The sequence below is a fragment of the Pseudomonas sp. MF6396 genome (genome assembly GCF_002018915.1).
Taxonomy (GTDB): domain Bacteria; phylum Pseudomonadota; class Gammaproteobacteria; order Pseudomonadales; family Pseudomonadaceae; genus Aquipseudomonas; species Aquipseudomonas palmensis.
This window is the reverse complement of the sequence record NZ_MVOK01000017.1, coordinates 34,344-57,603: the sequence shown is the minus strand read 5'-3', so window position 1 is coordinate 57,603 and position 23,260 is coordinate 34,344. Positions and strand designations below refer to the sequence as shown.

The 23,260-nt window shown below is 65.9% G+C and carries 19 protein-coding genes; 6 read left to right on the top strand and 13 right to left on the bottom strand.

The annotated features are described in order from the left end of the window. Positions 1 to 252: 252 nt before the first annotated feature. From MF6396_RS17700 to MF6396_RS17685, 4 genes are all read left to right on the top strand, one after another. Positions 253 to 1,335 (top strand): LLM class flavin-dependent oxidoreductase, encoded by a 1,083-nt coding sequence (locus tag MF6396_RS17700; protein WP_078481137.1) that lies wholly within the window; start codon positions 253 to 255, stop codon positions 1,333 to 1,335. A gap of 83 nt (positions 1,336 to 1,418) precedes the next feature. Further along, complete coding sequence (locus MF6396_RS17695; RefSeq protein ID WP_238596455.1) at positions 1,419 to 1,919, top strand: tripartite tricarboxylate transporter TctB family protein; 501 nt, start codon at positions 1,419 to 1,421, stop codon at positions 1,917 to 1,919. Between the two features lie 10 nt (positions 1,920 to 1,929). Beyond that, a complete protein-coding gene (locus tag MF6396_RS17690; protein ID WP_078481136.1) occupies positions 1,930 to 3,432 on the top strand; it encodes a tripartite tricarboxylate transporter permease in 1,503 nt (500 codons plus the stop codon). A gap of 36 nt (positions 3,433 to 3,468) precedes the next feature. After that, positions 3,469 to 4,443: a Bug family tripartite tricarboxylate transporter substrate binding protein gene (locus MF6396_RS17685; protein ID WP_043864034.1), complete on the top strand. Its 975-nt coding sequence runs from the start codon at positions 3,469 to 3,471 to the stop codon at positions 4,441 to 4,443. A gap of 39 nt (positions 4,444 to 4,482) precedes the next feature. Here the strand turns inward: MF6396_RS17685 and MF6396_RS17680 are convergent, their stop codons facing one another. From MF6396_RS17680 to MF6396_RS17665, 4 genes are all read right to left on the bottom strand, one after another. Beyond that, on the bottom strand, positions 4,483 to 5,373 hold the full coding sequence (locus tag MF6396_RS17680; protein ID WP_054914352.1) for a LysR family transcriptional regulator: 891 nt from the start codon (positions 5,371 to 5,373) through the stop codon (positions 4,483 to 4,485). Between the two features lie 89 nt (positions 5,374 to 5,462). Continuing rightward, on the bottom strand, positions 5,463 to 7,862 hold the full coding sequence (locus MF6396_RS17675; RefSeq protein WP_043864032.1) for a hybrid sensor histidine kinase/response regulator: 2,400 nt from the start codon (positions 7,860 to 7,862) through the stop codon (positions 5,463 to 5,465). A gap of 9 nt (positions 7,863 to 7,871) precedes the next feature. Further along, positions 7,872 to 8,333 (bottom strand): response regulator, encoded by a 462-nt coding sequence (locus MF6396_RS17670; RefSeq protein ID WP_043864031.1) that lies wholly within the window; start codon positions 8,331 to 8,333, stop codon positions 7,872 to 7,874. 18 nt (positions 8,334 to 8,351) lie between these two features. Next, positions 8,352 to 10,607: an ATP-binding protein gene (locus MF6396_RS17665; protein WP_238596454.1), complete on the bottom strand. Its 2,256-nt coding sequence runs from the start codon at positions 10,605 to 10,607 to the stop codon at positions 8,352 to 8,354. A 295-nt stretch (positions 10,608 to 10,902) separates the two neighbouring features. On the opposite strand from MF6396_RS17665, the gene mqo reads away from it, so the two are divergent. Continuing rightward, positions 10,903 to 12,549, top strand: a complete 1,647-nt coding sequence (mqo, locus tag MF6396_RS17660) for a malate dehydrogenase (quinone) (protein ID WP_058540324.1) — start codon at positions 10,903 to 10,905, stop codon at positions 12,547 to 12,549. A 34-nt stretch (positions 12,550 to 12,583) separates the two neighbouring features. Here mqo and MF6396_RS17655 read toward each other — a convergent pair whose 3' ends face one another. The 8 genes from MF6396_RS17655 to MF6396_RS17620 all read right to left on the bottom strand — a co-directional run bounded on the left by MF6396_RS17655 (position 12,584) and on the right by MF6396_RS17620 (position 19,813). Next, positions 12,584 to 13,951, bottom strand: a complete 1,368-nt coding sequence (locus tag MF6396_RS17655) for an ATP-binding protein (protein WP_078481134.1) — start codon at positions 13,949 to 13,951, stop codon at positions 12,584 to 12,586. After that, on the bottom strand, positions 13,948 to 14,610 hold the full coding sequence (locus tag MF6396_RS17650) for a response regulator (protein ID WP_054914356.1): 663 nt from the start codon (positions 14,608 to 14,610) through the stop codon (positions 13,948 to 13,950). Before MF6396_RS17650 ends, MF6396_RS17655 begins: the two co-directional genes overlap by 4 nt. A gap of 11 nt (positions 14,611 to 14,621) precedes the next feature. Further along, complete coding sequence (locus MF6396_RS17645) at positions 14,622 to 15,266, bottom strand: tetratricopeptide repeat protein (protein ID WP_078481133.1); 645 nt, start codon at positions 15,264 to 15,266, stop codon at positions 14,622 to 14,624. After that, a complete protein-coding gene (locus MF6396_RS17640; protein WP_058540321.1) occupies positions 15,263 to 16,072 on the bottom strand; it encodes an SDR family oxidoreductase in 810 nt (269 codons plus the stop codon). The genes MF6396_RS17645 and MF6396_RS17640 overlap by 4 nt, the downstream gene beginning before the upstream one ends. After that, positions 16,059 to 16,730, bottom strand: coding sequence for a TenA family transcriptional regulator (locus tag MF6396_RS17635; protein ID WP_058540320.1), 672 nt, complete (start codon positions 16,728 to 16,730; stop codon positions 16,059 to 16,061). The genes MF6396_RS17640 and MF6396_RS17635 overlap by 14 nt, the downstream gene beginning before the upstream one ends. Continuing rightward, positions 16,727 to 18,208 (bottom strand): AMP-binding protein, encoded by a 1,482-nt coding sequence (locus MF6396_RS17630; protein ID WP_078481131.1) that lies wholly within the window; start codon positions 18,206 to 18,208, stop codon positions 16,727 to 16,729. The genes MF6396_RS17635 and MF6396_RS17630 overlap by 4 nt, the downstream gene beginning before the upstream one ends. Beyond that, on the bottom strand, positions 18,198 to 18,875 hold the full coding sequence (locus MF6396_RS17625) for a thermostable hemolysin (protein WP_078481130.1): 678 nt from the start codon (positions 18,873 to 18,875) through the stop codon (positions 18,198 to 18,200). The genes MF6396_RS17630 and MF6396_RS17625 overlap by 11 nt, the downstream gene beginning before the upstream one ends. Positions 18,876 to 18,994: 119 nt before the next feature. Then, on the bottom strand, positions 18,995 to 19,813 hold the full coding sequence (locus MF6396_RS17620) for a LysR family transcriptional regulator (RefSeq protein ID WP_054914362.1): 819 nt from the start codon (positions 19,811 to 19,813) through the stop codon (positions 18,995 to 18,997). 101 nt (positions 19,814 to 19,914) lie between these two features. Here MF6396_RS17620 and MF6396_RS17615 point away from each other — a divergent pair, with 101 nt between their 5' ends. Continuing rightward, positions 19,915 to 20,640, top strand: coding sequence for an SDR family oxidoreductase (locus tag MF6396_RS17615; RefSeq protein ID WP_043864027.1), 726 nt, complete (start codon positions 19,915 to 19,917; stop codon positions 20,638 to 20,640). 18 nt (positions 20,641 to 20,658) lie between these two features. Here the strand turns inward: MF6396_RS17615 and MF6396_RS17610 are convergent, their stop codons facing one another. Continuing rightward, positions 20,659 to 23,163 carry a TonB-dependent siderophore receptor gene (locus MF6396_RS17610; protein WP_078481128.1) on the bottom strand — a complete coding sequence of 835 codons (2,505 nt, stop codon included), beginning with the start codon at positions 23,161 to 23,163 and terminating at the stop codon, positions 20,659 to 20,661. Positions 23,164 to 23,260 lie beyond the last annotated feature (97 nt).

The following is a 23,260-nucleotide window of genomic DNA, read 5'->3' as shown; positions in this document are numbered from 1 at the left end:
GTCGGGGCTCTGGCTACGGTTTCGAATCACCCTAGCAACCGCCTGATGATTCTCAAAATTCAAATTGAGCATAAGCTAATATGCGTAAAGTGAATTTTAAAGTCATTTCGTTATAAATCATTTTTTATATTAGGTTATGCCTAAAATGAATTTCACAAGGGGTGGCGGGCTCGGTAGCTTATAAGCGTTCGTTTTGAAGAAAGAACCTTCTATAACCAATAAGCTTTCTTCGCCCTCTTCAAGGAGCCCCCCATGAGCGTTCAATTCATCGGCATGATCGGCCACCGCCTGTCTTCGGAGACCCTCGATCCGGCTGGCCCGATCTTCGACAAGGCGTACATCACCCGTTTTGCCCAGGTGCACGAGCAGGCAGGCTTCGACCGGATTCTGGTGGGGTACTGGTCGGATCAGCCCGACGGCTTTCTGGTCACGGCCCTGGCCGGGCTGGCGGCGCCGCGTATCGGCTTTCTGCTGGCGCATCGCCCCGGCTTCGTGGCGCCGACCCTGGCCGCGCGCAAGCTGGCAACCCTCGATCACCTGCTCGACGGACGCCTGGCGCTGCACGTGATCAGTGGCGGCAATGACGGCGAGCAACGCAAGGACGGCGACTACCTCGACCACGACCAACGCTATGCGCGCAGCGACGAGTTTCTGGAGGTGGTGCGCAAGGTCTGGACCCAAGACACCCCCTTCGATCATCACGGCACCTTCTACCAGGCGCAGAACGCCTTCTCTGCCATCAAGCCTGTGCAAAAGCCGCACCTGCCGGTGTTCTTCGGTGGTTCTTCGGCGGCGGCCCTGGAAGTGGCCGGCAAGCATGCCGATGTATTCGCGCTGTGGGGCGAGTCGCTGGAGCAGACCCGCGAAACCATTCAGGCAGTACGTGCCCAGGCGGCCTTGCACGGGCGCCAGGTGCAGTTCAGCGTGTCGTTCCGGCCGATCATCGCCGATACCGAAGCTGCGGCCTGGGCCAAGGCCGATGCCATTCTCGATACCGCTCGCCAGCGCCTGGAGCGCGCCGGCCCGGTGGTGGCCAACAAGCCGCAGAGCGTCGGTGCGCAGCGCCTGCTGGACACCGTGGCGCAAGGCGAGCGCGTGGATGAGCGCCTGTGGACCGGTATGGCCGCACTGGTTGGCGGTGGGCACAACTCCACCGCGCTGGTGGGAACCCCCGAGCAGGTGGCCGATGCCTTGCTGGCGTACTACGACCTGGGCGTGACCACCTTTCTGATTCGCGGGTTCGACCCGATCAACGACGCCGCCGACTACGGCCGCGAGCTGATCCCGCTGACCCACGCCAAGGTCGCGGCGCGCCAGGCACAACGCAGCGCCTGAACGGCGCAGCTACCCCAACCCCACCCCGAGACCGCACGCGCGGATCGCCTTGCCTTGTGCCGTACCGGCACCTGGAGACCTGCGTGCGAGATGCTCTGCAACGGGCCGCCACTGCGCGCCCGCATTCCCTGACCCTGAACCTCGATGCCCGCGAAGTGCTGGCCGGCTGCCTGTTCCTGGGCTTCGGCCTGACCGGGCTGCTGGTGGGCAGCGCCTATGCCAGCGGCACGGCGATGCGCATGGGCGCAGGCTACTTTCCCTGGCTGGTGAGCCTGGCCCTGTGCGGGCTGGGCGTCGCCTTGCTGGTGCGCGGCCTGTGGCTGGGCCGCGAGAAGGTCACGCTGGACGGGGTGTTCATCGTCCGCCCGGCGCTGGCCATCAGTGCCAGCGTGGTGGCGTTCGCGCTGCTGCTGCCCAGCCTTGGCCTGGCGCTGGCGACCCTGTGCATGACGCTGCTCAGCGGCCTGGGCCGGCACAAGGCGCACCTGGGCGAACTGCTGGCGGTGGGCAGCGCGCTGGGGCTGTTCAGCGTGCTGGTGTTCGGCTACGGGCTGGGCCTGAACCTGCCGGCCTGGCCTGTCTGAGGAGTGACCCATGGAGCTGTTGGCACACCTGGGTATCGGCCTTGAAGCCGCCTTCACCCTGAACAACCTGCTGTACTGCCTGATCGGTGTGACCCTGGGCACGCTGGTGGGGGTGCTGCCCGGCCTGGGGCCGGTGGCCACCATCGCCATGCTGCTGCCGATCACCTACGGCCTGAGCCCGGCCGCGGCATTGATCATGCTGTCGGGCATCTATTACGGCGCCCAGTACGGCGGCTCGACCACGGCGATCCTGGTCAACCTGCCGGGCGAGTCGTCCTCGGTGGTGACCTGCCTGGACGGCCATGCCATGGCACGCAAGGGCCGGGCCGGGGCGGCCCTGGCCATTGCCGCGATCGGTTCGTTCATCGCCGGCAGCCTGTCGATCCTGCTGCTGGCCGCTGCTGCCGCACCGCTGGCCGAGGTGGCGCTGAAGTTCGGCCCGGCCGAGTACTTCTCGCTGATGCTGCTGGGCCTGGTGGCCGCCGTGGTGCTGGCCCAGGGCGACGTGCTCAAGGCCGTGGCCATGACCCTGCTGGGCCTGCTGCTGGGCCTGGTGGGCACCGACGTGAATTCCGGGGTGGAGCGCTTTACCTTCGGCCTGCCCCAGTTGAGCGACGGCATCAGTTTCGTGGTGATCTCGATGGGCATCTTCGGCATCGCCGAAATCATCGCCAACCTGGAGCGCAGCCGCGGCCAGCCGCCCCAGGTGGCGCGGGTGGGCAGCCTGATGCCGACCCGCGAAGACTACCGGCGCAGCTGGAAGCCGATGCTGCGCGGCACCGGCCTGGGCGCGGTGCTGGGCGTGCTGCCGGGGGGCGGGGCGATGCTGGGCGCGTTTGCCTCGTACATGGTCGAAAAGCGTATCGCCAGGCACCCCGAGCGCTTCGGCCAGGGCGCCATCGAGGGCGTGGCCGGGCCGGAGTCTGCCAACAACGCCGGGGCGCAGACCTCGTTCATCCCGATGCTGGTGCTGGGCCTGCCTTCCAACGCGGTGATGGCGCTGATGGCCGGGGCCATGATGATCCACGGCATCGTGCCGGGCCCGCAGGTGATCGACGAGCGCCCCGAGCTGTTCTGGGGGCTGATCGTGAGCATGTGGATCGGCAACCTGTTGCTGCTGGTGCTCAACCTGCCGCTGGTGGGGATCTGGGTGCGGCTGCTGTCGGTGCCGTACCGCCTGCTGTACCCGTCGATCCTGCTGTTCTGCTGCATTGGTGTGTACAGCGTCAACAACAGCCTGTTCGACGTGCTGCTCACGGTGGCGTTCGGGTTGCTGGGCTACCTGTTCATCAAGCTGCGCTGCGAGCCGGCGCCACTGCTTCTGGGTTATCTGCTCGGCCCGTTGATGGAGGAGAACCTGCGCCGGGCGATGCTGCTGTCGCGGGGCGACCCCACGGTGTTCGTCACCCGGCCATTGAGCCTGACCCTGTTGATTCTGTGCGTGCTGGCGGTGGGGCTGATGCTCATCCCGCGGGTGCGCGCCACGCGCAATGTGGCCTTCAGTGAAGACTGAGGGCTGCTTCAACCCTGACTGTTCCAGGACCCTTGCATGAAAATCATCCTACCGCTCAAGTTTGCCCTGGCCGCACTGGCCCTGGGCGTTGCCGCACTGGCCCAGGCCGATACCTACCCGAGCCGCGCCGTGACCCTGGTGGTGCCGTTCCCGCCGGGCGGCGCTGCCGATACCGTGGGGCGCTACTACGCCGAGCAGTTGTCGGCCTCGCTGGGCCAGCCGGTGGTGGTCGACAACAAGCCCGGTGCCGGCACCGCAATCGCCGCCGAGGCGGTGGCCAAGGCCAAACCCGATGGCTACACGCTGTCGCTGGCCACCGCCGGGCAGCTGACGATACTGCCCAACCTGCAGAAGGGCCTTCGCTACGACCCGCTGCAGGACTTCACGCCCGTGGCGGTGCTGGCCTCGGTGCCCAACGTGGTGGCCGTACCGGCTGCCAGCAAGGTCGACACGCTGCAAGCGCTGATCGACCAGGCCAAGGCGCGCCCGGGCGCGTTGAGCTATTCGTCGTGCGGCAACGGCACCCTGTGCCACCTGTCCGGGGAGTTGCTGAAGAACCTGGCGGGCATCGACCTGCTGCACGTGCCGTACAAGGGCAGTGCGCCGGCGGTCACGGCGGTGCTGGGCGGCGAGGTGGATGTGGCGGTGGATACCCTCACCGTGCTGGCCCCGCAGATCCAGGCCGGCAAGCTCAAGGGGCTGGTGCTCAGCAGCGCGCAGCGCTCGCCGTTGCTGCCAGGGGTGCCGAGTGCCAGCGAGGCAGGCCTGCCGGGGTTCGAGGCATCTGGCTGGTTCGGCCTGGTGCTGCCCAAGGGCGCTTCGCCGCAGCTGGTCGAGCAGTTGAGCGCGGCGATTGCCGCGATTGCCCAGGCGCCGCAGACCGCCGAGCGGTTCGCGCAGAACGGGATCAGCGTCGAGCACAGTACCCCGGCGGGGTTTGCCAAGCTGATCGCCGATGACGGCGCACGGTGGGGCGAGGTGATCCGGGCGGGCAACATCACGCTGGAGTGAGGCCCGCTGCCTTGGCTGATGCGGGGCAGGGCGGGGCTGCTACAGCGCCAGCCGCTGCGCCGTGACGCTGCCGAACAGCTCCACCGGCTCCTGCAGGTTGCCCAGGTAGCTGGGGTGAAACAGCCACAGGTCGACCTGGGGCTTGAAGTCGCTGACGTTGACCACTTCAAGCAGGTCGCGATGACGGCTGGCGGCCAGCAGCGGCTCGGGCACCAGCCCCAGGCCCTGGCCGTTGGCGACCAGGCCCAGTTGCAGTTCGGTGCCGAAGGTTTCCAGGTTGATCTGCAGCGACAGCCCCTGCTCGCTCAAGGCGCGCTGCAGGCCGGCGCGAAACCCGCAGCCGTCGGGGTTGAGCACCCAGCCCTGGCTGTAGCAGTCCTTGAGCTTGTAGCTGCGCTTGCTGGCGCTGCCCTTGGCGGCCACCACCCGCAGGTGCATGCGGCCGATGGAACGGCTGGCGATACCTTCGGGGAAGATCTTGCCGGAGGGGAACAGCGCGGCGGCCGCATCCAGCTCGCCGTTTTCCATCCTGGCGATCAGCGCGCTGCCCCAGCCGCTGGCGACCTGGGTCCGCAGCTCGGGGTAGGCCTGGCGAATCTGCGCCAGGGCATCGAGCAGCACCACATCGCCGATGGTCTGCGGCACGCCCAGGCGCAGGGTGCCGCTGGGCGAGCCGTGGCTGGCCACCAGCTCGCGCAGGGTGTCGATCTCGCGCAGGATGGCCTTGCACTGTTCGTACACGCGCCAGCCCATGGGCGTGGGCTTGAGCGGCTTGGTGTTGCGGTCGAGCAGGTTGGTGCCCAGGTCTTCCTCGAAGTTCTGCACGCGTCGTGTGATGGCCGGCTGCGTCAACTGCAGCGACTGCGCCGCAAGGTTGGTCGACTGGCAGCGGATGACGGCGACGAAGGCGTCCATGTCATCGATCTTCATATTCGGCTCTCACATAGTCTGGCGTTGAAAAATGTCATTCAAGAATAATCTTTTTTGCTCGGCCAGGTAGAAAGCGTGTACAGGTTTTTTCAACGCGCCAGCGCTGCCCAGATCTTGCTGCGCAAGTCGCGCTCGCTGAACGGCTTCTGGATCACCGTCGAATGGCTCAGCCCCAGCACGTCGGTATTGGCATAGCCAGTCACGAACACCACCGGCAACTGCGGGTAGGAGCGCTTGACCAGGGCTGCCAGCTCGCCGCCGGTCATGCCCGGCATGGCGTAATCGGTCAGCAGCAGGTCGATCTCGGGGCTCAGCATGTTCAGTGCATCCGGGCCGTTGCGCGCCTGCACCACCTTCAGGCCAAACGATTCCAGCAAGGTGGCCGTGAGGGTACGCACGGTGCTGTCATCGTCCACCAGCAGGATGGTCGAGCCCAGCGGTTGATGCGGTTCACTCACCGGCGCAGGGCTGGGCAGCACGGCCACGGCGTCGCCCTGGATCCGCGGCAGGTACACGCTGACCGTGGTGCCGACATCCAGGGTGGTTTCGATGCGCACCCCGCCACCGGACTGCTTGGCGAAACCGAACACCTGGGCCAGCCCCAGCCCCGATCCATGCCCCACCGGCTTGGTGGTGAAGAACGGCTCGAAGGCCCTGAGCAGGGTGTCCTCGTTCATGCCGCTGCCCGAGTCGACGATGGAGAACACCACGTAGTGGCCGGGTTCCGGGTCTTCGGGCCGCAGGGGCGCGGCCTCCACGGTGACGTTGTGAGTACGCAGCAGCACCGAGCCGGGCCCGTTGGCCATGGCGTCGCGGGCGTTGATGATGAGGTTGAGGATGATCATCTCGGTCTGGGTCAGGTCCGCCGAGGCGGTCCACAGGTCCGGGGCCAGCGACATCTCTACCCAGATATTGGCCCCCAGCGCCTTGTTCAGCAGGCTCTGCATGCCGCGCACGGTGGCGTTCAGGTCCACCGGGCGCGGTTGCAGGCGCTGGCGGCGCGAGAACGACAGCAGCTGGGCCGTGAGCCGGGCGCCACGTTCACCGGCGTCGGTGATGTGTTCCAGCCGGGTGCGGGCCTTGTCCAGGTTGCCGCGGGCAATGTCGCGCGTGGCAAAGGTCGCGCTGGTGAGGATCACCGTGAGCAGGTTGTTGAAGTCGTGGGCCACTCCAGCCGTCAGCTGGCCGACCACTTCCAGGCGCTGCATCTGCTGCAGCGTGGCTTCCACGCGTTCCTTCTCGTCGATCTGTTCGCGCAGGCGCTTGTTGGTGGCGGCCAGTTCCTCGACCACCGCACGCTCATCGGTGATGTCGCGCACGGCGGCGTACATCAGGCCGTTCTCCGGCACGATGGTCCAGGACAGCCACCGGTAGTCGCCGTTGGCGTGGCGCATGCGGTTGACGAAGCGGGTCGATACGTTGCCGCTGGCGATGCTGCGGGTTTCCTTGATGGTGGCGTCCAGATCGAGGGGGTGGATCAGCTCCCACAGGCGCAGGCTGCCGATCTGGTCCCGCGACCAACCCAGCGCCGCCTCCCAGGCCGGGTTGAAGTTGATCGGGGTCATGTCGAAGCGCAGCACCCCCAGCAGTTCACGCGACAGCTCCCAGGTGCGGTCGCGCTCGCGGGTGCGTTGCTCTACGCGCTCGCCCAGGGTTTCGGTCAACTGCACCAGGGCCTGGGTGGCGACCTTGCGCTCGCTGATGTCCTGCATCACCCCGCTGAAACGCACGCAACGGCCATCCTTGAACAGCGAACGGCCGTTGGAGTTGATCCAGCGCAGGCGACCGCCCGACAACTGCACGCGGTATTCGGCATGGAACACCGATTCGCAGCTCAGGGCCTGCTCGACCTTGGCCCGCAGCATAGCCCGGTCGTCGGGGTGGCAGTGCTCCAGCACCTGGTCAAGGTGCAGGTTGCAGCTGGGCGTGACTTCGTACAGGGCGCGGCAGCGCTCGTCCCACAGCACCGAGCCGCTGGGCACGCTCAGTTCCCACACGCCCATCTCGGCAGCCTGGATGGCCAGGCGGGCGCGGGTCTCGACCTCTTCGAGGGCGTTTTCCGCAGCGCGGCGCTTCTCGCGTTCGCGCACTTCGAGCACGGCGCGGCGGATGGCCTTGGGCAGCACCTTGAGGTTCTGCTTGAGCACGTAGTCGACCGCGCCCAGGCGCATGGTCTCCACCGCCTGCTGTTCGCCGAAGATGCCGGACAGGAAGATGAACGGCGTTTCCGGGGCCGCCCGCTGGGCCACCTCGAGCACCTGGATGCCCGACGAGGAGGGCAGCAGGTAGTCGCACACGATCACGTCGAAGGTGTGCTGCTGCATGGCCTCGCAGGCGCCGATGTGATCGTGCACCACCACCGGGTCGACCTGCAGGCCATAGCGCTCCAGCGTCAACAGCGTGAGCTCGACGTCGTGGGTGCTGTCTTCGATCAGCAGCAGCTTTATTCTGGGGAGCGGCGTCGGCGCTCCGGGCTCTCGTCTAGGCATGTGTTGTCATCATGACTTGGGGCGACGCACGACCCGGGTGGAACCGGGCGGTGGCTCGTTGAGCACAGCCCAGAAAATCCCCAGGTCGGAGATGGCGCCGACGAACTCCTTGAACTCCACGGGTTTGACCACGTAGGCATTCACGCCCAGCTGATAGGCGCGGTCCAGGTCCGGCTCTTCGCGGGACGAGGTCAGCATCACCACCGGAATGCTGCGCAGGTCGGCCGAGTCGCGCACCTGCTCGAGCACCTCCAGGCCATCGACCTTGGGCAGCTTGAGGTCAAGCAGCAGCACTGCCGGGTTGCCTTGCGGGCGGTCGGCATGGCTGTTCCTGCGGAACAGGTAGTCCAGCGCCTCGGCGCCGTCGCGTACCACGATCACCTCGTTGGCCAGCTGGCTGCGCTCGAGCGCGAGCAGGGTCAGTTCGAGGTCGTTGGGGTTGTCTTCTACCAGGAGTATCGGTTTGAGCATGGAGCGCCCTCGTGTGGGTCATGCAGTGGGCATGAGGGTTTTCTTTGGAAGTGAAAAATAGAACGTCGCGCCCTGGTCCGGGACACCGTGGGCCCATACCGTGCCGCCATGGCGCTCGATGATGCGCCGCACATTGGCCAGGCCGATGCCGGTGCCTTCGAACTCTTCCATGCGGTGCAGGCGCTGGAACACGCCGAACAGCTTGTTGGCGTACTGCATGTCGAAGCCGACGCCGTTGTCGCGCACGCTGATCACGTGGGCGTCGTCGCGTTCCTGCACGTCGACCTCGATCAGCGCCACCGGCCGGCCGCGGGTGTACTTGATGGCGTTGGCGATGAGGTTGCGCAGGGCCAGGTGCAGGAAGGCCGGGTCGGCCACCACGATCGGCAGGGCGTTGAAGGTCCAGCGGATGTCGCGGCCCTCGTAGTCGGGCAGCATCTCCAGCTTGATGGAGGCGACCATCGCCGACAGGTTGACGTCGGACAGGTGCATGGCGCACCGGCCCATCTGCGAGAAGCTCAGCAGGTTGTCCACCAGGGTGCCGGCGAACTTGGCGGAGTTCTCGATGGTGCCCAGAAAGCGCAGGCTGCGCTCGGACATGTTGGCGCCTTCGGCATCGCTGAGCAGCTCGGCGTAGCCGGCGATATGCCGCAGCGGCGCACGCAGGTCGTGGGAGACGCTGTAGGAGAAGGCTTCCAGTTCCTTGTTGGTCTTTTCCAGGGGTTCGGACAGTTGCGCCAGTTCTTCGGCCTTGCGCAGCACGATGCCGAGGATGGCCTGGCGCAGCTCCTGCACGCCCTCGATTTCGCTGGGGTCCCAGGGGGTCGAGAAGCCTTCGACGATCTGCTGCCACTGCTCGAAGCTTTCGCGCGGGTTCAGCGAGCCGCTCTGGGCGATGCTTTTTTCCGGGCGGCCGGCCCAGTGCACCACCTGGGACTGCTGGGGTTTGAACCAGATCAGGTAATGCGGGTGCAGTTCGGAAATGGACACGGCAAGGATGCCGCTGGCCATGTCGGCCAGCCCCGTCAGGTGCGGGATATCGCGCCCGGCGTTGTCGGTATGGAACACCTCGGCGTCGCCGCGGGCGGTCAGCCAGCCCACCAGGGCCATGATCCGCGCCTGGGGCGGGGTGTGCCCGTAGGTATCGCAGCCGGTGCTGGACACCACTGCGGCACCGGCGGCGCCGACGAAGTCGGTGAAGATGTCGGGCAGGGCGCGCAGGCCCAGGCGCACGCTGTCCTGGTCGGCGATGGCGCCCAGCAGTTGCACGATGCGCTGGCGGATCTCGAGCATGCGCGCGTGGCGCAGGTGGGCTTCGCGGGTCTCGATCTGCAGCGACAGCACCCGGCCCAGCAGTTCGCAGGCGGTACGCACCTGAAAGCTCACGCTGCGCGGCGTGCGGTGATGACACGACACCAGCCCCCATAACCGGCCCTCGACCACGATGGAAACCGACATCGAGGCCCAGGTCTGCATGTTGCGCATGTATTGCAGGTGCACGGGCGAGACGCTGCGCAGGGTCGAGAAGCTCAGGTCCAGGGGTTGGCCGGTGAGCAGGTTGGCGGCCGGCAGCAGGCGCGCCGGCTGGTAGTCGGCATCCTCGATCACGCGGATGCGGTTGGCACAGTACAGCGCCCGGGCCTGCGCCGGGATGTCCGAAGCAGGGAAGCACAGGCCCTTGTAGCTGGGGTAGTCGTCGTCGACCAGCTCGGCGTTGACCAGCCCGTTGCCCTCGGTGTCGAAGCGGTAGGACTTGACCCGGCCGAACCCGGTCAGGCGCTTGATCACGCGCACCGCCCGCTCGCACAGCTCGTCGATGCTCTCGCTGTCCGGTGCGCCGCCAACGAAGGAGCGCACCAGCGGGTACAGCCGCGAGCTTGGCGCCGGCACGGCGGCCGGGCGCTGGAATTCGGCGATCAGCACCTGGTCGTGGCGGTGCAGCATCATCGGCAGGCGCTGCGCCTGCTGGCCGATCAGAAACTGTACGTCGGCCACGTGATAGGGCTGGGACTGGTCTTCGTCGAGTTCGCCCAGCTGCTCGACGAAACTGCAACCGTCCTGCACCACCGCATCGAAATGCACGCCCAGCAAGGCGTCGATCTCCACCCCCAGCCAGTCCGGCAGGTTCTCGCTGACCTGGCGGATCAGCATGGCCGGCTCCTGCACCACGACCATGAACCCCTGGGGCTGAATGCTGCCGGGGGTACGGATCTGTTCACGGGCGCAGTTGGCCAGGGCGATCTGGAAAGCGTCGCTGGGGTGGGTGGTGGTCACAAGATCCCTCCTGAAGGCGTGTTGGCAGGCCGTGCAGGGGAAGGGCACAAGCGATCCCGGCCAAGTGTAGAAAGCGCGGACAAGGTATCAAATCCTGTGGTTTCACGATGCTAAAACTGATCCTTAGCTGATGAATTGGTTCAGTTTGATAGCGTTTTGCCCGTGCCCTGGCGCCGCCGCGGCCCGATCCAAGGGAACCCCACTGACTGCACCGGGTCGCTTGTACGGCTTGTCATGCGCGATCCATGAGCCACACTCACTGGATCGTCTCGTAATGCAATTGGGGGGATATGCCATGAAGTTCGCAAGGAACGTGGCCACATTGGGCCTGGCCGTGTCACTGGCGGCCGGCCAGGCGCAGGGGGCGGAATCGAAGAAGGTCGATGTACTGCTGGTGGGAGGCGGCATCATGAGCGCCACGCTGGCAATCTGGCTCAACGAGCTGGAGCCGGGCTGGTCGATGGAGATGGTCGAGCGCCTGGACGGGGTGGCCGAGGAAAGCTCCAACGGCTGGAACAACGCCGGCACCGGGCACTCGGCGCTGGCCGAGCTGAACTACACGCCCGAGGACAAGGACGGCAAGATCAACATCACCAAGGCGGTCGAGATCAACGAGGCGTTCCAGGTGACGCGCCAGTTTCTGGCCTGGCAGGTCAAGAACGGGGTGCTGAAGAACCCGCGCTCGTTCATCAATTCCACGCCGCACATGAGCTTCGTGTGGGGTGACGACAACATCAGTTTCCTCAAGCGCCGCTACGAGGCGCTGCAGGCCAGCCCCCTGTTCCGGCCGATGCAGTACTCCGAAGACCCGGCGCAGATCCGCAAGTGGGTGCCGCTGATGATGGAGGGCCGCGACCCCAACCAGAAGATCGCCGCCACCTGGACGCCGATCGGCACCGACGTGAACTTCGGCGAGATCACCCGCCAGTTCGTGGCGCACCTGCAGCAGCAGGAGAATTTCTCGCTCAAGCTGTCCAGCGAGGTCGAGGACATCCGTCGCAATGACGACGGCTCCTGGCATGTGGAGTACAAGAACCTCAAGAGCGGCGAGAAGTCGACCGCCGATGCCAAGTTCCTGTTCATCGGTGCCGGCGGCGCGGCGCTGCCGCTGCTGCAGAAGTCCGGCATTCCCGAGGCCCAGGACTACGCGGGCTTCCCGGTGGGCGGCTCGTTCCTGGTCACCGACAACCCCACCATCGCCCAGCAGCACATGGCCAAGGCCTACGGCATCGCCGCCACGGGCGCGCCGCCGATGTCGGTGCCGCACCTGGATACCCGGGTACTCGATGGCAAGCGAGTGATCCTGTTCGGGCCGTTCGCGACCTTCTCCACCAAGTTTCTCAAGGAAGGCTCGTACCTGGACCTGTTCTCCAGCATGACCACCCATAACCTGTGGCCCATGACCAAGGTGGGGATCGACCAGTTCGACCTGGTGCAGTACCTGGCAGGCCAGCTGATGCAATCGGACGACGACCGCTTCGAGGCGCTGCAGACCTACTTCCCCCAGGCCAAGAAGGAAGACTGGCGCCTGTGGCAGGCCGGGCAACGGGTGCAGATCATCAAGCGCGACAAGGAAAAGGGCGGGGTGCTCAAGCTGGGCACCGAGGTGGTGAGCGCGGCCGATGGCAGCATTGCCGGGCTGCTGGGCGCATCGCCCGGCGCATCCACGGCGGCGCCGATCATGCTCGAAGTGCTGCAGAAGGTGTTCAAGGACAAGGTCGCCAGCCCGGCCTGGCAGCAGAAGCTGCACCAGATCGTGCCCAGCTACGGCACCCACCTGAACGACGACCCGGCCCGGGTGCAGCAGGAGTGGGCCTACACCAGCGAGATACTGCAGCTTGCGCCGCCACCGGGCATCGATACCCAGGCGCCGCAGCAGTCGCCGGCCACCGACCCGATCGGCCAGAAGCACAGCGACTCGGACCCTGACCTGGCGCCATGACCGTCGATGGCTACCTGTCAGCGGGGGGGCGGGTTCAGTCCAGCGCAATCTCCAGGGTTGCGCACAGCCCGCCGGTGGCCATGTTCTCCAGCCGGACCTGACCGCCCAGCCGCATGGCGACCGCTTGGACGATGGCCAGGCCAAGGCCGGAGCCCTGTGCATTGCCACGACTGTAGAAGCGTTCGAACAGGCGCTCGCGTTCAGCTTCGTCGATACCAGGCCCCTCGTCCTGTATCGACAGCACGAAATGCGTCGGCTGGCGGCTCAGGCGAACGCTGATGATCCCTCCCTCGGGGGAGAAGTTCGCGGCATTGGTCACCAGGTTGTTGAGTGCGATATCGATCGCCCCGCCATCCACTCGGGCAAGGTAGTTGCCCGGGGCGGCCTCGAACACCAGTTCAAGGCCCTGGTCCAGTAGCCATGGGGTCATCTGCACCAGGCTGTCGCGCACAGTGTGTTCAAGGTCGATTCGCGGGGCATGGGCATGACCCGGCTGCGGTTCCAGGCGTGCCATGGTGAGCAGTTGGTTGACCAGTCGGCTGGCGCGGTCCACCCCGTGTATCAGGTGCGCCAGCGATTCACGGTGCTCCTGTTCGGTCCCGGCCTCCTGCAGGTTTTGCGCGTGCACCCGCAGGACCGCCAGGGGCGTGCGCATTTCATGAGCCGCGTCGGCAATGAAGCGGCGCTCGCGTCCCAGCACTTCCTGGATCTGCGCCAGCATGCGGTTCAGCGCGGCCTGCATCGGTTCGAGTTCTGCAGGCAATGGCATCAGTTGCAGAGGTTCAAGCGACCCTGAATGACGGGCACGCAGGGTGGCTGCCATGTTGGCCAGGGGTTTGAGCCCCCAGCCAATGGCCAGCCAGACCATTGCTGCCAGGATCAGGCTGCCGAGCATATTGGGCCACAGGGTGTGGCGTACGATGCGGTCGACCAGGTCAGTGCGTACGTCGTCGCGCTCGCCCACCCAGATCCGCACCTGGTTGATTTTGTCTTCGAGCAGGAAGGCGCGCCACTGCCGGCCATGCAGGTCATGCACGTCACTGAAGCCCGGTGCCGACGGTGGCGAGGTGAAGGCGGGGGCGCTGTTGGTATGTACCAGCACCTGGCCCTGCGCATCCCACACCTGAAACGCGATCTTGCTTTCATAAGGGTGGCCGTCAAGCCTGGGTGTGGCTTCGCTCAGGGCCTGGTTGAACGCCTGGTACAGTTCGGTGTGTTGGTCGCCAGCCAGCGGCATGCGCATGACGCCCTGCAGCAGCCGCGCATTCTGGGCCAGTTGTGCGTCATACACCTCGGCTATCTCGTGGTTGCTGTCATGCAGGTTGAAGGCGCTGAGAATCACAAGGCCGGTAAGCATCAGGCCGATGATCAGGGTCAGGGTACGGCGTCGGATCGACATCATCGGCGCTCCTCCACCAGATAACCCACGCCGCGTACGGTTCGGATCAGGTCGGCGGAGAATTTTCTGCGCAGGTGATGGATGTGCACCTCCAGGGTGTTGCTTTCTGCTTCTTCGTTCCAGCCGTAAAGCAACTGGGTCAGCCGCTCGCGGGTCATGACACGCCCCGGCGGTGAAAGCAGCTCATGCAGCAGCTGATATTCCTTGGGCGTCAGGGGCACGTTCTGCCCATGGAAGGACACCTGCTGAGTGCCGGGGTCCAGGCTGATGCCTGCATGCTCGATTCTTGCCTTGGCCCGCCCGGCGCTGCGGCGCAGCAGGGCCCGCAGGCGCGCCTTGAGCTCCGCCAGGTCGAAGGGTTTGATCAGGTAGTCGTCGGCACCGGCATCCAGCCCGGCAATGCGGTCTTCGGTGGCATCGCGCGCGGTGAGTATCAGCACCGGCAGGGTGGAGCCGCTATGACGCAGGCGACGCAGCACCTGGAGGCCGTCCATACGCGGCAGCCCCAGGTCGAGCACCGCCAGGTCGAAGGTTTCACTGAGCAGCGCATGCAGGGCGCTGCTGCCGTCCCGGAGCCAGTCGACGGTGTAGCCCTCGCGCCCCAGGGCCTGATGAATGCCTTCACCCAGGGCCACGTCATCTTCTATCAGCAGCAAGCGCACGGTGACTCCTGTCAGTCGAGTTTCTTGTCGATGTCCGCCAGCAGCGCGTTGATTTCATGGCGACGTCCGCTATCGGCGATTTCACGCCCTGGCCTCGGGGTGGCTTGCAGTGCCTTGAGCAAGGCTGCCCTGGCCTCGGGGTAACGCTTTTGACGGTAGAGGTGATCGCCCCAGAAGTACAGGCTGTCGATGCCATCGGGATTGATCAGCAAGGCCTGCTTGAGCAGCTGTTCGGCCTTGTCGGCGTCACCAAAGCCGATTGGCCAGCCTGGTACGCGATCATACAGGGCTGCAAGGCTGGTGTAGGCGGAGCCCTGCAGCGCCCTGGGGTCCAGCGTCAGCGCCTTTTCAAGGTCGGCCTTGGCCGTCTTGGCCTTGCCCAGCGCGCCCAGCCCGCCCTGCGCACCGGCCCAACTGCTGGTGACGATGCCCGACCAGATCCAGGCTTCAGCCGTGGTCGGACGTTCCCGGGTAAACGCCGAGGCCTGGCTGGACAATTGCTCGAAGGCTGTCGCGCGTTGGTCTGGCGGCAATTGGTATTGGATGTGTGCCCAGCTTTGCTGAAGCATGTTCAGGCGTTGCTGGTCGGCATTGTCCAGGGCCCAGGCGCCTTGGCTCAGGCCCCAGACCAGCAGGCAGGTGGCAATCTTTTTCATGGTTTGGGCGGCTCGCGGTCGGTCTTGTGGCTGAGGCGGCGGATCAGTGGCAACTGCTTGCGCAGACCGCGGTCCACCAGGTGCGGCAGCAGGTTGTTCAGGCGCACGAAAAAGCGCTCCTGCCAACCCAGGTAAAGGTCGCGCCGATCACCGGCAATGGCGTGAATCACGGCGCTGGCCACGGTTTTCGGATCATCGACATTGGCCTTGAGGGCAACGTTCAGGGCCTGCGCCGCCGGGCTGTTCATGGGGGTGCGGGTGGCCCGCGGGGCGACGTACAGGACGTTGACCCGGGTGTCGGCCAGTTCCCGGCGCAGCGCTTCGGAAAACCCGCGCAGGGCGAACTTGCTCGCGCAGTAGGCCGCGTAGCCGGGGTAGCCGATCGAACCGTAGGTAGACCCGACATTGACCACCATGGCGCTGTCGGCCTGTTTGAGCAGCGGCAACAACAGCCTAGTCAGGCACATGGGGGCACTGATGTTCACTGCCAGCATGGCATTGATGTCACTGTCGTCCAGTTGCTCGAACATGGCGAAATGGTTCACGCCCGCGGCATTGATCAGCAGGTTCGCGCCGCCCAGGGCCTGGGCCGCGTTGAGCACCTTGCGCCTGTCCACGAGAAAGGTCAGGTCGGCGCCCATCCAGGTCAGTTGCGCAGGGTACTCTTGCAGCAGCGATTGCAGGGGTTCGGCATGCCGGGCCACCGCCAGCACGCGGGCGCCGTTGGCGCAAAGGGCGGCGGCTATGGCCAGGCCGATCCCGCCACTGGCACCGGTCAGGACCACGCGGGCGTCAGACAGGCGCATGCTGTGCTCCATCGTGCGGCAGGCCGCGAAACATGTCGGCATACAGGCGGTAGACCACGCGCGACGCATCGATCACCGCGGCCTGGTCATCAGGGGCCTGCAGGGTGTTCATCAAACGGCGATAGGTCTGCATGTGCTCGAGGTCCAGCGAGCCATGGGAACTGAGGTAGCTGAAGGCGGCCTCCGGCAGCGCCAGGCGCGCGCGGATGCTGTGCGCGGCATGGGTGGCCAGGGCAATACTGGTACCTTCCAGCACATTGACCATGCCGAACAGCCCTACCGGGTTGCCCCGCGCGATCAGGTCGTAGAGGTAGGCGACCATCAGCTCGATCGGCAGTGAAGGCCGACCTTCGCGCACGGCATCCCTGTCACCGCCGCAGGCAGCAATGTCGTTGAGTATCCATTGCTCGTGGCCATACTCCTCTTCGATGTACTCGCACACGGCTTTGCGCAGCCACTCCAGCCGCGAGGGCAGGCGGGCGCCGCATGCCATCATCAAGGGTACGGTGTGACGCACATGGTAGTAGGCCTGGGCCAGGAAGGCCTGGTAGCTATCCAGGCTGACCTTGCCTTCGAGGGCATCGCGAATCACCGGCAGGCTGAACAGCGCATGGCGTTGCTGATGGGTTGCTTCTTGCAGCGTGTCGAAAAAGCTCATGGTCGGGTAGCCTCGCAGGCAAGGGGGTCGGTGAGTTGGGAGCGGTAGCGCTCGACGATGGCATCGCGGCGCGGGCGGCCATTGGCCGTGAGCAGGCCATTGGCGGTCGTGAACGGTTGTTCCAGGCGCGTCCAGCGATGCACCTGGGCGTAATCGGGCAGGGCCTGATTGGCCTGGGCCACGGCCGCTGCCAGTTCGGTGTCGGTGCAGCCCGGTTGATGTGGCCACAGCAATGCGTGGTTGTGAGCCATGGCTTCGCCATAGACGAAGGCCTGGGCGAACACCCCTCGCTGGGTCAGTTCGGCTTCGACCCATTCGGGGTTGATGTTGCGGCCGAAGCTGGTGACGAACTGGTGTTTCTTGCGCCCCTTGATGTACAGGAACCCTTCGGCGTCCAGCTCGCCCAGGTCACCGCTGGGCAACCAGGCGTCGGTGTGCGGCGGTTGGCCCAGGTAGCCGAGCAGGGCCGAGCCCTTGATCAGCACCTCGCCGTCTTCGGCCAGCCTGACCTGCAGGTGGGGCAGTGGCTGACCCACGCTGCCGGGGCGATGGGCCTGTGGCCGGTTCAGGCACACCACCGAGGCGCATTCCGACAGGCCGTAGCCTTCATACACCGGCAGGCCGATGCGCTGCGCGCGGATCAGCAGTTCGGTGGCGACCCTGGCCCCGCCCACCGCGGCAAAGCGCAACGTGCGCGGGTCGAAGGCGCGCTGTTCAGCGGCGCTGACCAGCACCAGCAGCAGTTGCGGCACCAGGATCAGGCTGTGGGGCGCACGGTCGGCGAGGGTGCCGAGCAGGCGCGCAGCATCGACGCCACTTGCGCCCTGGATGCCCAGAGCCGCCAGGCTGGGGACACTCACCGTGGCCCCGGCCATCAGCGCGGCGTAGCCACCCAGGTTCTCCAGCAGGATCGCCAGCGGCAGCAGGGTCAGGTGGTGCTGTGGCGCGGTGATTCGGCTGGCCTGCTCCAGCGCCCGGGCAACGCGCAGCATGCTCTCGGCGCCCAGGCATACGCCCTTGGGGGTTCCGGTGGTGCCGGAGGTGAAGGTCAGCTTGGCGGTGCCCTCGGGCATCAGGTCGGGCCCCGACCATTGCCTGCGCCAGAACGCGCCGTCTTCGACATAGCCGCACGCCAGCAGTTCGGGGGCCAGGGCCGGCTCGGCAATCACCAGGCTGGCCTGGCTCTGCGCCAGGCAATGGCTGCGCTGTGCGGGGCTGAAAAAGGGCGGCAGCAGCACGCAGGTCACGCCTGCAAACAGCAATGCCAGATCCCACAGCATGGCTTCCACACCGTTATCCAGGGCCAGTGCCACGACCCTGGCCGACTCATCGCGCAGGCGTTGCTGGCGGTACTGCACCTCGGCCTGCAGCGTGGCGTAGTCCAGCTTCAACTGGTCGCCCCACAACGCAATGGCGTTGGGCGTGTGTTCGGCGTGCCTGCGCAGCACCTGTTCGAAATGCTGCAGTTCAGGCGACATGACAGGCCTCCCCGACGGCGGTAGGCAGGCCCAGGCGTGTGAACACGCCCATGTTGCGCAAATGGATGAAGCCTGCACGGATGTTGCCAACATGCACCTGGGGCTGGCTCTGGTAGTAGCTGCCCCAGTTATGGCGTTCTTCGCCCAGGCGCAGGGGGTCGGCCGTGCACAGCCTCACTGGCTTGAGCCCAAGGCGGTGGAAGCTGTTTACCAGGCCGATGCTGCCGGTGAACGCTACCCACTCCAGACCGCCCATGGCCAGCAGGTAGGTAACGGCAATGATGCTCAGGCGCGCGCTGCCGGTATCGGCGGCCGCCAGGTTGCCGACCTCGACGATGGCGCTGCGATCGACAGGGTTGTTCTCGGTGGCGCTGATCAAGGGGGCGATCGGCTCGTCCAGGTAGCGCTCCAGAAACAGCGCCTCACTGCTGGCCAGCCGCACACCGGCCACGGCGCACAGCGCGCCGGAGGCATCGCTGATGCCGAACAGCTGCGGCATGAAGTGTGCGATATGCGCACCATGGGCCTTGCGAAAGCGCTGCTGGATGAAGGCCTCGTAGGCCGGGCGCAGGCTATCGCCGGGCAAGGCCCTGGCAAGGCTCATCACCGAACCGCCTGCGGCTGCGAAGTGCAGGGGCAGGGGGATGTTCCAGTCAGAATCGGGCATCGATCACGCCTCCCGGGGTGTGTGTCGGGAGGAGTATCCGAGGCAATTCTTAACGGAGTCTGAAGATCGCGAAAACAGCCAGCGGTCTGTTCAGACCGCGGCTTTCGATGCCTGTCGCATCATTGCCAGGTACCGGCCGGGGCGTCGCGCAGCGCGGCGTGCAGCAGGCGCAGCACCGGGTGCTCCAGCGCAGTGCCGCTGTAGCACAGGCCCACCCGGCGACTGGGCAGCGGGCTGTTGAGCGCATGCACCTGCACCCCTTGTGCCGCGCTCACCAGCGAGTGCGGCAGCGCCGCCACGCCGACCCCGGCCGCCACCAGCAGCAGCGACTGCTGCAGCGAGCCGCTGCTGGCCACCGCCGACGCGGTGGAGTTGCCATACAGCGCCATCAGGCGCTGGTGGGAGGGGTGTTCGGGGCAGATGACCCAGGGGTACAGGCTGGTGACCGTGCCCGGCTGCCTGCCGGCTGCGCTCACCAGCACGAACGGGTCGTCCCACACCGGCAGGAACAGCTCGTCTTCGCAGCACTGTTCTTCCACCGCCAGGCGCGCATCGCCGGCACAGCCCTCGTGCAGCGTGATATACAGGTGCGCCACCACCTGGTGGGCAAAGCGCAGAAACGCAGCGACCTGCGCGGGGCTCAGGTCCGGCTCGATGCCCAGGCTCAGGTGCTGGCGCGCATCGCTGGTGCGAAAGCGCTGGCGCAGGGCCTCGGCCTCGCTGACCAGCGCGCAGGCCTGCGGGTACAGCGAACGCGCTGCCTCGCTCACCTCCACCCCTCGCGACTGGCGGTTGAACAGGGTGGCGCCCAGGGCTTCTTCGAGCTGGCGGATGGTCACCGACAAGGTCGGCTGGCTGATGCACAGGCGCTGGGCGGCGCTGGTGATGTTGCGTTCTTCGAACACCGCCACAAAGGCTTTGAGGTGCCGGATATCCATAGGTAAGGCCGATGTCTGCAAGAGGAATTAAGCATTTTATCTGCTGTGGCCGGCACTATACGCTTTGCGTCATCTGATAAACCAATGACGGAAGCACTTTCATGAACAAACCCCTGATCATCGTGACCGGCGCCAGCTCGGGCATCGGCGAGGCCGTCGCGCGCCTGTTCTCTGCCCAGGGCCACCCCCTGCTGCTGCTGGCCCGGCGCGTGGAGCGCCTGCTCGCACTGGGCTTGCCCGCCACCCTGTGCAAGGGTGTCGACGTCACCGACCGCGAGGCGCTGCTGGCTGCGGTGAAGGAGGCCGAGGCGCAGTACGGCCCGGCCGATGCGATCGTCAACAATGCGGGGGTGATGCTGCTGGGTGATACCGCCACCCAGGCCCCCGAGCAGTGGGAGCGCATGCTGGATGTGAACGTCAAGGGCCTGCTCAACGGCATCCATGCGGTACTGGGCGGCATGATCGAACGCAACCACGGCACGGTGATCAACGTCGGCTCGGTGGCCGGGCGCAAGACCTTCCCCAACCATGTGGCCTACGTGGGCACCAAGTTTGCCGTGCACGCGATCTCGGAAAACCTGCGCGAAGAAGTGGCGGCGCACAACGTGCGGGTCATCACCATCGCGCCGGGTGCGGTGGAAACCGAGCTGCTCGGCCACACCACCGATGAGGCGATCAAGTCCGGCTACCAGGACTGGAAGGCCGGCATGGGCGGCGTGGTACTGTCGGCGGACGATGTGGCCAATGCGATCCGCTACGCCTACGAACAGCCTCAGGGCGTGTGCATCCGCGAGATCGTGCTGGCGGCGACCCGCCAGCAGGCCTGATGGCGTGCGCGTTGCGCGTCAGAAGCTGTACCTGACGTTGAACATCACGTTGCGCGGGTCGCCGTAGTAGACCGAGTAGTAGTTGCCGATGCCGCTGTAGTACGTCTTGTCGAACAGGTTGTTGAGGTTGGCCGACACCTTCAGTTGCTTGCTCACGTCATACGCGGCCATCAGGCCGACCACGCCGTAGGCGTCCTGGAAGAACTTGTGGCTGGGCAGCGCCACGTCGTTGACGTCGTCGTAGAAGGTGTCGTCGACGAAGTAGGTGCGGCTCTGCCACTGCCAGTTGCCGCCCACGGTGAGCTTGTTCAGCTCGGCCGGCAGGCGGTAGCTGGTGGCGACCTTGAGCAGGTGCTGGGGCTGGTTGGTCGCCACGCGCCGGTGATCGGCGTCGTAGGAGGCCTGATAGACGTAGCCGGCGTTGATGTTCCAGTCGGGCAGGATCTCGCCGGACATTTCCAGCTCCACACCGCGGGTGGTGGCGCCCTGCACGGCGCGCATCACTTCATTGCCGAACTCCCCGGTGGTGCCGGTCGACTGCGCCAGGTTGTCCTGCTTGAGCTCGAACAGCGCCAGGCTGGCATTCAGGCGACGGTCGAAATACTCGCCCTTGATTCCCACTTCGTAGCTTTGCCCGGTGAGCGGGTCCAGCGGCTTGTTGTCGGCACCCCGGTTGTAGGGCTGCGGCTTGAAGATGTCGGTGTAGCTGGCGTACACGGTGTGCTGGTCGTCGAGGTCGTAGGTGATGCCGGCATAGGGGATCACTTCACCGGTGTCGCGGGTGGCGGTGCGGCTGCTGCGCGGCAGCGCGTTGATGCTGTCCAGGCTCCACGCGTAGTCGGTGACCCGCGCCCCCAGCACCAGGTTGAATGCGTCGGTGGGCTTGAGCACGACCGCAGCATAGCCGACCTTCTGCGTGGTCTTGATATCGAAGGTCGACCACCAGGCCCAGTCGGTGGGGTAGGCGGCGTTGTTGTTCCAGTCGAAGGCATCGGGTGCCACGGCGTCGGTGCTGCCGTCGGTACGGTCCGATTGCGCGGTGGTGTGGGCATAGGTGTAGCCCACCACCAGGTCGTGGCTTCTGCCCAGCAGCGAGAACGCGCCCTTGGCGTAGATATCGAAGGACTTCTCGTCGGTATCGGTGTTGAACTTGGCCGCACCGCCCGGGTAGTAGCCGTGGGCGACGCTGTTGTCGTTCGGGTCGACATGGGCGGTGGCCAGGCCTGCGATGATCTCGCGCGAGGCATAGTTGCGGTAGCTGGCGGTGGCCTTGAGCGACCACTCGTTGTCGAACTGGTGATCGATGCTGGCGAATGCGCGCTGGGTGCGATGGTTGCGGTAGGCCCACTTGTCCGCCGGGTTGGTGGAGCGCGAGAAGCGCACCGGCGTGCCGTTCTTGTAGAAGGCCGGCAGGTGGGTGGTGGAGGACGCGTCGTTGTCGTTCTGCTGGTACTCGTAGCCCACGCTCAGCACGGTGGCGTCAGACAGGTCGCCGTCGAGCACGCCGTAGAAGATGTCCTGCTGCTGCTTCTGGTAGTCGATGAAGGTGTGCTGCTGTTCACGGGCCGCGACGAAACGCCCGCGCAGGGCGCCGCTGTCGAGCAGCGGTCCGGACACGTCCAGCTCGGTGCGGTAATGATCCCACGAGCCTGCGCCGGCGGACACATGGCCCTGAAACTGGGCAGTGGGCCGCTTGCGCACCAGGTTGATCACCCCCGACGGGTAGCCGATGCCGTTGACCAGCCCGGTGGCGCCCTTGAGCACCTCGACGCGGTCGTAGATCACCGAGTTGGTGATGCTGTAGTTGTCGCGCAGGTTGCCGGCGTCGGTGCTCAGGCTGGGCACGCCGTCGTACTGGAAGTTCTGGATCTCGAAGCCGCGCGAGTAGAAGGTGAAGCCTTCGGAGTTCTCGCGGTTGACGGTGATGCCCGGGGTTTGCTGCATCACCTCTGACAGGTTGTTCAGGCCCTGGTCGTCCATCTGCTGGCGGGTGATCACGCTGATCGACTGCGGGGTCTTGCGCAGCGACATGTCCAGGCGCGTGGCGGTGCTGGTCTGCCCGGTGGTGTAGGAGCCGCTGCCCTCGGTGGTGCTGCCCAGGCTCCAGGCGCTGTTGATGGTGGTGGCGCCCAGTTCGATGTTGTTGCCGGCGCTGTCTGGCAGCGGTACCAGGTACAGGGTCGAGGCGTCACTGCGCCCGAAGGTGAAGCCGCTGCCGGCCAGCAGTTGGGCCAAGGCCTGATCGGCGGAGTAGCTGCCCTTGACCGGTGCGCTGCGCAGGCCGGCGTCCAGGTTGCCGTCGAGCATCACGTTCTGCCCGGTCTGCTGGCTGAACACCAGCAATGCCTGGCGCAGTTGCTGGGCGGGGATATCGAATGCCGTGTGCACGCTGACCGCCCCTGTACCGGGCGCGGGCAGCTGGGCCTGGGCCGGTTGGGCCAGCAGCGCGCAACTGATCGCGGCGCCCAGCGCCGACATGCGCCAGCACGAACCCTGGGGGAACAACGTCTGGGGTGTTGCCATTTCCTTGACTCCTCGGCAGAACGACTTCGCCTGTTTGCGAATGGGTTTCATCTGCTGGTGATGACGCACGAGGAGTGCAAATGTCTGATGGGTACTG